The sequence below is a fragment of the Streptosporangium sp. H13245 genome (genome assembly GCF_055690525.1).
This window is the reverse complement of the sequence record NZ_JBSZKT010000051.1, coordinates 38502-49953: the sequence shown is the minus strand read 5'-3', so window position 1 is coordinate 49953 and position 11452 is coordinate 38502. Positions and strand designations below refer to the sequence as shown.

At 70.0% G+C, this 11452-nt stretch carries 13 protein-coding genes; 7 read left to right on the top strand and 6 right to left on the bottom strand.

Going from position 1 to position 11452, the window contains the following annotated elements; translation table 11 throughout:
• The coding region (locus ACW9TB_RS37065; protein ID WP_472752789.1) for an AAA family ATPase at positions 1-614 on the bottom strand (614 nt) is incomplete at its 3' end.
• A gap of 223 nt (positions 615-837) precedes the next feature.
• On the opposite strand from ACW9TB_RS37065, the gene ACW9TB_RS37060 reads away from it, so the two are divergent.
• Positions 838-1458: a LysE family translocator gene (locus ACW9TB_RS37060; protein WP_472752788.1), complete on the top strand. Its 621-nt coding sequence runs from the start codon at positions 838-840 to the stop codon at positions 1456-1458.
• Between the two features lie 72 nt (positions 1459-1530).
• Here the strand turns inward: ACW9TB_RS37060 and ACW9TB_RS37055 are convergent, their stop codons facing one another.
• The 4 genes from ACW9TB_RS37055 to ACW9TB_RS37040 all read right to left on the bottom strand — a co-directional run bounded on the left by ACW9TB_RS37055 (position 1531) and on the right by ACW9TB_RS37040 (position 6059).
• On the bottom strand, positions 1531-2742 hold the full coding sequence (locus ACW9TB_RS37055) for a hypothetical protein (protein WP_472752787.1): 1212 nt from the start codon (positions 2740-2742) through the stop codon (positions 1531-1533).
• Positions 2743-2773: 31 nt separating this feature from the next.
• Positions 2774-3160, bottom strand: coding sequence for a Rid family detoxifying hydrolase (locus ACW9TB_RS37050; RefSeq protein WP_362679598.1), 387 nt, complete (start codon positions 3158-3160; stop codon positions 2774-2776).
• 44 nt (positions 3161-3204) lie between these two features.
• Positions 3205-4314 carry an alanine racemase gene (locus ACW9TB_RS37045; RefSeq protein ID WP_472752786.1) on the bottom strand — a complete coding sequence of 370 codons (1110 nt, stop codon included), beginning with the start codon at positions 4312-4314 and terminating at the stop codon, positions 3205-3207.
• A 221-nt stretch (positions 4315-4535) separates the two neighbouring features.
• Positions 4536-6059: an N-acyl-D-amino-acid deacylase family protein gene (locus ACW9TB_RS37040; protein ID WP_472752785.1), complete on the bottom strand. Its 1524-nt coding sequence runs from the start codon at positions 6057-6059 to the stop codon at positions 4536-4538.
• A 306-nt stretch (positions 6060-6365) separates the two neighbouring features.
• Between ACW9TB_RS37040 and ACW9TB_RS37035 the strand changes: the two genes are divergently transcribed.
• Positions 6366-7997, top strand: a complete 1632-nt coding sequence (locus ACW9TB_RS37035; protein WP_472752784.1) for a glycosyl hydrolase family 8 — start codon at positions 6366-6368, stop codon at positions 7995-7997.
• A 141-nt stretch (positions 7998-8138) separates the two neighbouring features.
• Here the strand turns inward: ACW9TB_RS37035 and ACW9TB_RS37030 are convergent, their stop codons facing one another.
• Positions 8139-8918: a GntR family transcriptional regulator gene (locus ACW9TB_RS37030; RefSeq protein WP_472752783.1), complete on the bottom strand. Its 780-nt coding sequence runs from the start codon at positions 8916-8918 to the stop codon at positions 8139-8141.
• A 202-nt stretch (positions 8919-9120) separates the two neighbouring features.
• Here ACW9TB_RS37030 and ACW9TB_RS37025 point away from each other — a divergent pair, with 202 nt between their 5' ends.
• From ACW9TB_RS37025 to ACW9TB_RS37005, 5 genes are all read left to right on the top strand, one after another.
• Positions 9121-9348, top strand: coding sequence for a hypothetical protein (locus ACW9TB_RS37025; RefSeq protein ID WP_472752782.1), 228 nt, complete (start codon positions 9121-9123; stop codon positions 9346-9348).
• On the top strand, positions 9348-9638 hold the full coding sequence (locus ACW9TB_RS37020; RefSeq protein ID WP_472752781.1) for a hypothetical protein: 291 nt from the start codon (positions 9348-9350) through the stop codon (positions 9636-9638). The genes ACW9TB_RS37025 and ACW9TB_RS37020 overlap by 1 nt, the downstream gene beginning before the upstream one ends.
• Before the next feature lie 71 nt (positions 9639-9709).
• A complete protein-coding gene (locus ACW9TB_RS37015) occupies positions 9710-10534 on the top strand; it encodes an aspartyl/asparaginyl beta-hydroxylase domain-containing protein (RefSeq protein WP_472752780.1) in 825 nt (274 codons plus the stop codon).
• Positions 10535-10563: 29 nt separating this feature from the next.
• Positions 10564-11004, top strand: coding sequence for a nucleotidyltransferase family protein (locus tag ACW9TB_RS37010; RefSeq protein WP_472752779.1), 441 nt, complete (start codon positions 10564-10566; stop codon positions 11002-11004).
• 11 nt (positions 11005-11015) lie between these two features.
• Positions 11016-11438: a hypothetical protein gene (locus tag ACW9TB_RS37005; protein ID WP_472752778.1), complete on the top strand. Its 423-nt coding sequence runs from the start codon at positions 11016-11018 to the stop codon at positions 11436-11438.
• Positions 11439-11452: the final 14 nt, after the last annotated feature.

The window sequence follows — 11452 nt, the reverse complement described above, 5'->3', positions numbered from 1 at the left end:
TTCCGCATCACACCGGCGTCGGTACCGCCGAGCGCGGCCAGGTAGTCGGTCATCTCGTGGCGGTCGAGGGGGACCAGCTCCACCGGTGTCACCGAGGGGAGGCGTTTGAGCTCGGCGAGGACCCGGCGCAGCGGGTGGCGGCGGTGGAGGTCGTCGGTGCGGTAGGTGCCGACGAGGCAGACGCGCTCGGTCTGCAGCATCCGGCTGAGGAAGACCAGCAGGTCGCGGGTGGACTGGTCGGCCCAGTGCAGGTCCTCGAGGACCAGCAGCACGGGCTGCGCGGACAGGAAGCCGAGCATCGAGCCGAAGAGCTGCTGCTGCGTCAGGCCCGACGTGCTCTCCCTGCCCGGGTCGGTGCCGCCGGGCAGCAGCCTGCCGAGGACCGGCCGCGCGTCGAGCGCCGCGCGCAGCTCCCCGCGCGCCGAGCGCAGGGCGTCGGCGAGCGGGAGGTAGGGAAGAGCGTCGCCGAGCTCGGCGCACTGGCCGATGAGCACGGCGAACCCCGCCGCCTCGGCCCGCTCGGCCAGCTCGGTGATCAGGCGGGTCTTGCCGATGCCCGCGTCGCCTCCCACGAGGGCCACCCCGGCCTGCCCCTCGGCCGCGGTGTCGAGCACGGCGATCAGGCGATCGAGCTCTGCCGATCGCCCGATCAGAACGCTTTGCGTGCTTTGCCACCCCACGTCGGCGAGTATCGCACGGGGTACCGACCGAAACGACATCTCACCGGCGGGAAGCGATTGGTACCCCGGCGGGGGACGAACGGGCACCGATTGGTACACCAAAGGACCCGCGCATTGGCCCTGACGGCGCGGGCCGGGACGCCCCTAGGGTCGGGACATGATCTCGCCGTCCACATTGCTGATCTTCTCGGTCGCGTCTCTGGCCCTGGTCCTGGTACCGGGCCCGAACCACATCTACATCATCACCCGTGCCGTCTCACAGGGCCGCGCCGCCGGTGTGGCGAGCGCGATCGGCGTCGAGGTGGGCACGATGGTGCACATCGCCGCGGCGGCGGCCGGTCTCTCGTACGTGATCGCGCGGTCGGCGACCCTGTTCAACGTGATCAAGTGGGCCGGTGTGGCCTATCTGGTCTATCTGGGCGTCAGGGCGCTGACGAGCAGGCAGGAGTTCGCGGGCGGGGAGGCCGCGCCGCAGCCGCTTCTGGCGATCTTCTTCGAAGGCGTGGTCGTCAACGTGCTCAACCCCAAGGTGATCCTCTTCTTCCTGGCGTTCCTGCCCCAGTTCGTGGTGCCCGAGGCGGGCGCGGTGCCGTTGCAGATCGCCGTCCTGGGCGGGACCCTGCTGCTCCTGGGCCTGCTCTCCGACCTGATCTACGCCATGGCGGCGGGCGCCGTCGGCGGGCGGCTGCGGAGCAGGGCACCCCTGATCGGCCACTTCAGCGGGATCGTCTACCTGGGCCTCGGCATCGCGACCGCGCTCTCCGGCCGCTCCACCTGAACGCACAAGGCCACCTGAACGCACAGGGCCACCTGAACGTACGAGACCGCCTGATCGTACGAGAGACCGGGGTCAGGCCGAGAGCGCGCCCGGGATGCGGTCCAGGATCGGGTAGGGCATGAGCCCGTACGCGTAGAAGTCGACCGCGTCCGCGCCCGAGGCCCGCACGGCCCGGACCTTGGCGGCGAGACGGTCGGCCGAGTCGGTGTCGGGGAGACCCGGCCGCAGGACCACCCGCAGCTCTTTGTCCTTGCCCGTCGAGCGGCGGTAGGCGACCACGTCGTCGGCCACCCTGGCCGCGTCGCGGGCGTAGGCGAGCACGCCGAGCGAGGGCACCAGGTCACCGAGGGCAACCAGGTCGACGCCGAGCTGCCAGGAGTCGTGCGCGGCGAGCCCCGGGGAGGGCAGGCCGTCGGTGTAGCCCTTGACGGCGCCGGTGGCGTCGAGGAAGACGAGGCGCGAGCCCTCACCGGTGACGGCGGTGGAGACCTCGGAGACCAGCGAGGTCACCACCTCCGAGCGGGCCCGCGCGTAGGCGACCACCTCGGGCCCCGCGTACGCGGTCAGGGCCGCGCGGGTCACCTCGCCCTGGGCCGGAGGGTCGCCGTCGAACACGGCGCCCACGATCCTGGAGCACTCCTCCCGCGCGACCTCCGCGTTGACGCCCAGGTCGGCGGCGCGGCGCATGCAGAAGCCGCAGAAGCACAGGCCGAGCAGGAAGGCGTCCATCGGCCCGAGCGGGACGAAGCTGCGCTCGTGGTGGTAACCGTGGCCGAAGGTGCCAAAGTGCAGCGCCTCGGCCACCACGCTGTCGACGCCCTGCCTGGCCACCGCCCGGCCCAGCGCGACCGCGTACAGGCGTACGTCGGGGTGGGAGGGGCACAGGTCGGCGGGCGAGCCTCGGTCGCCGAAGCAGCTGCGTACGGTCACGTCCGGGTTGGCCAGGCCGAGCGTGGTGTTCTGCAGGAAGACGGTCCAGCCGTGCAGCGCGAGCCCGCGCTCGGCGGTGGCCCGGCGCAGGGCGGCGAGCGGCTCGTCCTCGGCGCCCTGCTGGACGGGCGGGACCAGCCGCAGCCCGCCGAACAGGTCGGCGGGCGGCGTGAAGTGCGCGCCGTCACTGCGGAGCGTCACCCGGGAGCGGCCGTGCGGGGTGACGTCGCGGGCACGGTGGTAGGCCGCGGCCACGGTCACGCCCGTCACGCCGTATCCGGTGATCCGGTCGAGGACCGCCTCAAGGCCCTCCCCGCGTACGTCCTCGACGTAGACGTATAGCGAGCTGTCCAAGCCGCCGCCCTCCCACGAAGTCGGTCAGACTCTAACGCGGCTTGTAGGCCACGAAGTCGATCTCGACGAGGATGTCCATCAGGTCCGAGCCGACGGTCGTGCGGACCGGGTACGGGCGGGTGAAATATGACTTGTACACCTCGTTGTAGGCGGCGAAGTCGCGCTTGAGGTGCTCTAGGTGCACGGTCGACTTCACCACGTCGTCGAAGCCGAGCCCGTGGGCCGCGAGGATCGCGCCGAGGTTGCGCATCACCTGGTGGGTCTGCTCGGCCACGTCGGTCCCGACGACCTCGCCGGTCTCGGGGCTCAGCGGCCCCATGCCCGAGGTGTAGACGAAGTCGCCGACCACGAGGCCCTGCGAGTACGCCCCGACGGGCGCCGCGCCCTCGTCGGTCCTCAGTTCCTGCTTGTCGCTCATCTCACCGTTCCTCAGAAAGTCCTCAGAAAAGAAAAACCACGAAATCAGAAAAAAGTGTTTATCAGATCGACGACGACGTACTCCTCGTCGACCACCGGGATGACCCGCCACTTGTCGAAGGCGGTGCACGGGTGGGAGATGCCGAACGACACCAGGTCCCCCGGCCCCACCGGCGAGCCCGGCGCCAGGCTCAGGACCGTGTGCTGGTCCTGGACCTTGAGCACCGTCGCGTCCGCGACGGCCCCGCGCGGGATCGGCAGCCCCTCGTCGAAGGGGGCGTCGCGCTTGCCGAACCCCACCACGGCCAGACCGGGCTCGGGAACGCTCAGCACGTGCGCCCAGACCTCCAGCGCCGCGCGCAGCTCCCCGTCCATCCGGGTGTACGGGGTGCGCTCGCGGTAGTAGCCGTCGTCGTGGGAGACGTAGGCGCCGCTGCGCAGCATGACCCTGGCCTGGCAGGTGGCGAGCTCGCGGCCGATCACGTCGAACCACTGGCTGCCGCCCACCGACAGGATCGGGTCGCGCACCCGCAGGTGCTCCAGCGCCTCCAGCAGCCGGTACAGGTAGGCGCGCACCTCCTCGGCCGAGCCCAGCGATCCCTCGTACCCGGCGACGCCCGCCAGCTCCACGCCCTCGGCCGCCCGCGCGGCCGAGGCGACCTCCAGCAGCTGGGCGAGCGTACGGCTGCCGCCGCGCCCGCCCTCGTGGCCGAGTTCGGCCAGTACGCGGAACGGCCTGGCCCCGGCGTGCCGGGAGAGCGCCTCGACCCCGGCGACCGAGTCGACGAAGCAGAGGAACTCGAACGCGGGGTCGTCGGCCAGCTGGGCGGCGAGGGCGGCCAGCCCGGCCGGGTCGAAGACCTGGTTGGCGAGGACGATCCGGGAGACGCCGAACTCGCGCAGGGTGAGCGCCTGGCTGGGGGTGGCGACCGTCAGTCCCCACGCGCCCGCGTCGAGCTGCGCGCCGACCAGCTCGGGCGACATGGTGGTCTTGGCGTGCGGGGCGAAGGTCAGCCCGTACTGCTGGGTGAAGGCCGCGAGGGTCGCGATGTTGTGCTCCAGCGCGCTCCGGTGGGCCACCATCACGGGGAAGGTGAACGCCCCGCCGAACAGGGAGGCCCCCAGCGCCGCCCCGGGATCCACGATGCCCTTCACGTCCCGTCCCCCTCCGGTCGCCTCGGCGGATCCGGCGGCTCGCCGCCCGTCGGATCCGGGCGTGGGAGATCGCGCCCCCTTGGCCGCCCAGAGGACCCTATCCTCACCGCGCTCTCTCCATGGCCGCGCCCTCGGGCTTCTCTTGGGGCTCAGGGATTAAGGAGCGCAGGGGTTCAGGAGCGCAGAAGCTCAGGGGCGCGGGGGTTCGGGAACGCAGAGGCTCAGGGGCGCAGTGCCCTGCCGGGGGTGGCGCCGGTGAGTGCCCCTCCGGCGAGGACGGGGACCCCGGAGACGAGGACGTCGCCGATCCCGGTGGCCGGGGTACGCGGTACGGCGTACGTGGCCAGGTCGGCGACCGCGGTGGCGTCGAGGACGACCAGGTCGGCGACCTGCCCCGGGCGGACGAGGCCCCGCCCTTCGAGACCGAAGCGGCGGGCCGGGTGCGAGGCGAGGTGGACGACGGCCTGCTCCAGGGTCCAGTCGCCGGTCTCGCGGACGTGGTGGCCGAGCATCCGGGCGAACGCCCCGTAGCCGCGGGGGTGGGGGTGGCCGCCCACGTAAATACCGTCGGAGCCGCCGGTGTGAGCCGGGTGGCGCAGGATCGCGCGGACCGACGCCTCGCCCTCGGGGCCCTCGTCGGGGCGGGCCGACACGCATCCGGCCTCCAGCCGGGTGTCGATCAGGATCCTGCGGCAGAACTCCCCCGGCTCCAGCCCGGCCTCGGCGGCGGCCTCGGGCAGCGTCATCCCCTCGGCCCACTCGGCCCCGGGCACGTGGGAGAAGGTGATCCTCGGCCAGAGCGTCTCGTCCCACTCGATCGGCTCGGACTCCAGCAGCTCCAGCGCGCGGCCGGTGTCGGCGGCCGGGACCCACCCGGGCAGCGCGACCATCGCCAGGATCGTGCTGCCTCGCAGGTAGGGGTAGGTGTCGAAGGTGACGTCCAGCCCTTTGAGCCGGGCCTCGTCGACCAGCGGCAGGAGCGTGGCGGCCGGGCCGTGGTAGTGCGAGACGTGCACGGCGGCGCCCGAGCGCCGGGCGATGTCCGTCACCTCGGCCATCCCCTCGGGGGCCGCCGCGCCGTACCCGCGCATGTGCGTCACGTACGGCAGGTGGTCCAGCGGCGCGCAGAGCGCGGCGATCTCGGCGGCGTCGGCGTAGCGGCCGGGGGCGTACTCCAGGCCGGTGGAGAGACCGGCGGCGCCCTCCGACAGGCCGCGCTCGACGCGGGCCAGCATCGCGGCCAGCTCGTCGGCGGTGGCGGCCCGCTCGGCGGCGCCCATCACGTCGTGGCGGATCGTGCCGTGCGGCAGCAGGTACGCGGTGTTCAGGGCGGTCGCCCGGTCGTAGCCCGCGAGCAGCTCCCCGACGCCGATCGGCCCGTCGGCCGAGGGGTGGACGCCGTTGACGGCCGCGAAGTAGCGGGTGGCGTAGGCGAAGCTCTCCGGGGTGGTGGTGGGGGCGAAGGAGAGCCCGTCCTGGCCGAGGACGAACGTGGTCACGCCCTGGCGGAGCGCGGCGAACTGCACGTCCTTGTCGAAGACGAGGGCGTCACCGTGGACGTGGCAGTCGACGAGGCCGGGCATGACGTGGCGCCCGGCGGCCTCGACGACGGTCGTGGCGTCCGCGCCGTCCAGGCGGCCCACGGCGGTGACCCGGTCGCCGTTGACGCCGACGTCGGCCCGGAAGGCCGGGGCCCCGGTGCCGTCCAGCACCCAGCCACCCCTGATCAACACATCGAACGACATGCCGGGATTCAATCACCCGGAAGGTCTTCGCCGCACCCGGTGATCGCCTTCGTTCTCCCAGCCCATGTCCCGGATTTCCCCAGTGTCGTGCGTCGTGGGAATTTGGGCCCCCCGTCCTCTTGACCGTGGCGTGTCAGGAATGATGCCATCTTTCCCTAGTTAGGAATCTTTCCTAACTAGATGATCCGCAGAGAGGGCACCCCTGTGCATGCGAGACCGCGCCTTCAACGCCTCCAGCGACCCCTACGTCTCCAACCCCCCTCGGCCGTCCTCGTCCTGGCACTGGCGTCGGCACTGATCGCATCGGTGTTCGTGCTGGTGGCCCCGCCCGGTTTCGCCGCCGACTCCCTGCTCTCCCAGGGCCGCCCGGCCACCTCGTCCTCCACCGAGGACTCCACCCTGCTCCCCGGCGCCGCCTTCGACGGCAACCCCGCCACCCGCTGGGCCTCCGCCGAGGGCCACGACCCCGAGTGGATCCGCGTCGACCTCGGCGCCTCCGCCACGATCTCCCGGGTCAAACTGGTCTGGGAGGCCGCGTACGGGAAGTCGTACCGCGTTGAGGTCTCGCCCGACGGCTCCACCTGGACCTCCGCCTACTCGACCACCACCGGCGACGGCGGCACCGACGACCTGACCGTGTCGGGCACCGGCCGCTACGTGCGGGTGTACGGGACCGCGCGGGGCACCGCCTACGGCTACTCGCTGTACGAGGTGGAGGTCTACGGCAGCACGGGCGGCACGACCCCGACGCCCACGCCGACGCCCACGCCCACCCCGTCGCCGGGCGGCCCCGGCGTGCCGTTCGGCTCCCACACGATCCCGTACGCGGCCGGGATCCTGCGCCCGACCGGCGCCCAGGCGACGCTCGACCAGAAGGTGATCGACTACTACAGGGCGTGGAAGGCCGCGTTCGTCAAGCAGAACTGCGGCAACGGCTGGTACCAGATCATCTCCCCCGACGCCGACCACCCGTACGTGGCCGAGGCACAGGGGTACGGCATGGTCATCACCGCCACGATGGCCGGGGCCGACCCGGACGCGAAGAAGATCTTCGACGGCCTGGTGAAGTACGTCCTGGCCCACCCGTCGTCGATCACCCCCGGCCTGCTCGCCGCCGAGCAGAACACCGCCTGCCAGAGTGTCAACGGCGGCGACTCGGCCACCGACGGCGACCTGGACGTGGCCTACGGCCTGCTGCTCGCCGATCGGCAGTGGGGCAGTTCCGGCACCTACAACTACAGGCAGCTCGCGATCAACCACATCAACGCCATCAAGGCCGGTGAGGTCAACGCGACCACCAAGCTTATGAAGCTCGGCGACTGGAGCAGCCCGGGCGACGAGTACTACTGGATCAGCCGCTCCTCGGACTGGATGATCGACCACTTCAGGGCGTTCCGTAAGGCCACCGGCGACACGACCTGGGACACCGTCCGCACCAACCACCAGAACCTGATCGCCTCCCAGCAGTCGACCTACGCCCCGGGCACGGGCCTGCTGGCCGACTTCGTGGTCAACACCAACACCACCCCGAAGCCCGCGCCGGGACAGGTCCTGGAGGACGCCAACGACGGCAAGTTCTGGTGGAACGCCTGCCGCGACCCGTGGCGGATCGGCAACGACGCGGTGACCAGCGGCGACGCCAAGTCTCTCGCCGCCGCGCGCAAGCTGAACACCTGGATCAAGGGCAAGACCGGCGGCAACCCGAACAACATCGCGGTCGGCTACTCCCTCAACGGCACCCAGATCTCCAGCGGCAGCGAACCGGCCTACTTCGCCCCGTTCGCGGTGGCGGCGATGACCGACTCCGGCAGCCAGGCGTGGCTGGACGCCCTGTGGAACAAGATGCTCAACACCCCGTTCACGGCGAGCGACTACTACTCGACCAGCGTCCAGCTCCAGGTCATGATCACCGTAACCGGCAACCACTGGGTGCCCTGACCCTCGTCCAACACGACGCGGCCCCCGCGCCCGCCATACCGGGAAAAGCCCTCGCCCCGCCGGTCACCCCTGACCGGCGGGGTCTGCTGTCCCGCGCGGTGGCGAGGTCCGGGAAACGGGCCAACGCCTTCATGAAGGCCCTCAGTCGGGGATGGGGAAGGTGTACGACCACATGAATCGGCTCGCCGCATGGACGCCCCGGGCGTACTCGACCACCTGACCATCGGCCGTGCGGGTCACGCGACGCACCTCGACGACAGGTTCACCCGACGGAAGATCCAGAAGCAGTGTCTCGTCAGCCGTGGGCATCCGGGCGTGGAGTTCTTCGGTGATCTCATACGGCGGAAGGCCCTTGTCAGCCAGCACCTGGAACCCGCCGCCCTTACCGGCGATCCCCGGCGAGGAATCGACCAGAGGTGTGCCCTCGACATCGGCGGGACGATAGTAGGACGTCATCGAATGAGTAGGGATGCCGTCACGGGTCATAACGCGAGCCCGCTCGTACACGGACGATCCAACCTCAACGCCAAGCGCGGTGGCGGCCAATTCGTCGGCGGCGACCAGGGAGACATCTTGTGTCTGTTCTCCCTGCTGCCGAGCCGAGCCGCTTTTCGGGCGTTCGGTGGCGAACACTTCGACCGTGGTCTGCGTCCAGCGGCGACGAGCATAACGGTCCGGCCCAAGGCGTCGAATCGGGTACGACTCACGCACATAAGCCCCCGAGCCGTGCCGGGTGACCACAAGCCCCTCGGACTTGAGCAGGATCAGCGCCTTGCTCGCGGTACTGCGGGACACGCTGTAGCGCTCGGCCAGATCCCGCACAGACGGCAGTTTCCCGCCTGCGGGCAGACGCCCGGCGGCGATGTCGGCTCGCAGGTCGGTCGCTATGCGACGCGCAGGTGAATGCGGATCTACATACATACGAGACACCTTACCCAAGTGTCGTAGGCCATTTCCTTGACGATCGCCTCGACCTCCCCTAACGTCTAGTGTCATACGACACTTTGAGTAGGCCTGCCTGAGCAGGAACCGCGCCCCCTCTCCTGTCACGTAACCCCTTAGGGCGGACCCGCTCGACGCTGCAACGTCCGAGCGGGTCCTTGATCGGATGGAGGTCCGATCCGTGAAAGATGCTAGATCCGCCGCCCCCAGACCGGCCATTCCGGGCTGGCGGGTTTTCCCCAGCGACACAGGACGACTGTGGGCCTCCCGTGTCGCCCCGTTCACCGACGCCGAGCAGGACGCCGGGGCTGGACGCACCGTGGACGGCGACACCCTCGACGAGCTGCGGGCCGCCGTCGACCACCAGGAGAGCACAGCCAGAAAGGCCACCGAGGAGAGGATCTCGTGATGCGGCGCCGACCCACGACCTCAGGGCGGCACCGCGATGGCCTGCCCCTCATCCGCACGCCTCGCCGCCTGTGGGACCAGCATGCCCGCGCACAGGCCGAACGCCTGGACCGGGCCTGGACGGACTGGACCGTCCTGTACGGCACGCACTCGCGCCTGTTCTACGCCCTCGCCGCCTGGCCGATCCCCGGACCACTGATCATCCAAGCCCGCCCCCCTGACGACCTGGAAGCTCAGATGTGCCAGGCCGCCATCGTCTTCACCACCCGACACGAACCCCCGGCCCCCTGAACGGACGCGGCGGCGCGACAGGCCTCGTCCCACGCCGCCGCGAAACAGCCGCACGAGAAAGGACGTTCCCAATGACCGCACTGGCACATCAGGTCGCCCGCGCCGGGACCATCGACGCCGACACGCTGGAACGCGTCCGCCATGAAATCCTGACGGTCCCTGACGGATGGGCCGCTCAGTACGGTGAGTACCAGTCGGGTGGCTGGGGAACCCTGTCGCTACTGAACGAGACCGGCGTCGCCACCGACGTGACCATCGCTGACTGCGAACCCGTGGAGACCGACCTGCTGGCCTTGATGCCGGCCACCCGACGGCTCATCTCCGGATTCGGGCTGCGATACATGTGGGCACGAATCGCCCGTCTCGACGCGGGGGCTTTTCTATGGGAGCACCGCGACTACGGGGAACTGCGCTCCGTCGAGCGACACCGGCTGCACATCCCCGTCGTCACCAGCCCTTCGGCCTACCTGGTTCTCGCGGGCTCGGCGGTTCACCTGAGCACGGGCGACATCTGGCGGCTCACTCCGACGTTCGCGCACGGAGCCTGCAACCTGCACGGACCAACGCGCCTCCACCTGATCCTGGACTGCTACACCAGCCCCGAACTGGCTGAGCTGACCACGGGACAACGACTCCCGAGTGGCTGCGTGCGTCATCTACCGCGCCTTGACGACGACCTGCTGCGACGGAAAGCCGAGCAGGCGCGCGCGCTGCTCCGGCTCGGATATGCCCAAGCGGCCGAACGGCACCTGCTGCGACTGTTCTTCACCCACGCCCTTCCCGAAGGACACGTCTACGACCTGATCAGCGAGCTGTACGAACACAGCGGCGCGACGCGAAGCGCCGAGATGTGGCGTGATCGCAAATCAATCCTGCTCGGTACGAACGCCACCTGAGAAGACCGACGATCGAGAAAGGGCATTCCATGCTCGACGCCCATGAGGCCATCGACCGGCTCGCCACGGTGAACCGGCCCGGCCAGTTCGCCATCATGGAAAAAACGATCAATCGCCTCGTCACCAGCCCCGCCGTCACCCATCTGCTCGTCCGCGGATCCCTCGCGCGCGGCACCTCCGACCGGCTCTCCGACGTCGACCTCGTCGTCGGAATCGCACCATCGGCCTTCGCCGACTTCATCAGCGTGCTCGACGTCCTCGCTATCGCCGAACTCGGTTCGATCATGAACGGCTGGCCCGACAGGATTGTGCCCCGCATGGGAGGCCTTGGCTACGTTCACCTTGTCGAGAACGAGGGCAAACTCCATCAACTCGACTTGTACGTGGCCCCTTCCAACCTGATCGATGAGATCACCGCCTTCACGCACGGCCACGCCGTCTACACCGCCCCCAAGCCCACGACGAGGTAACCGATCCAGCCGTGACCCGGCTCGTCACCGATCACCTGGCCATGTCCCCTACATGCGAACAGCTCATCGTCGAAGCGCTGGTGCTGGGCTGGATGATCCGTAAACGGATCGCCCGGGGACAGGACTTCATGGCCTACGCCGAAACGCACATGCTGCACACCACCGCGCGCACCCTGATCCGAACCGCCTTGTCACCGCGAACGGCGTTCTACGGCTGGTATCACCTCGACACCGACATCGCGATCACTCCGATCGGCCGGTCCTGCCTCCGTGAGCTGGAGGCGCTGGTCACCTCACCGCCGATCCCCACTGTCACGTCCCTGAAGAACTCCATGGACCGTATCTTGGTGCTGGCCCACCGCGCCGCCCCGGACGCGGCGAGCGCACTACGCCTGTCCATCGACGCCTATCTCCACCACCTTGACCTCGGCTGAGCAGCACACCGCCC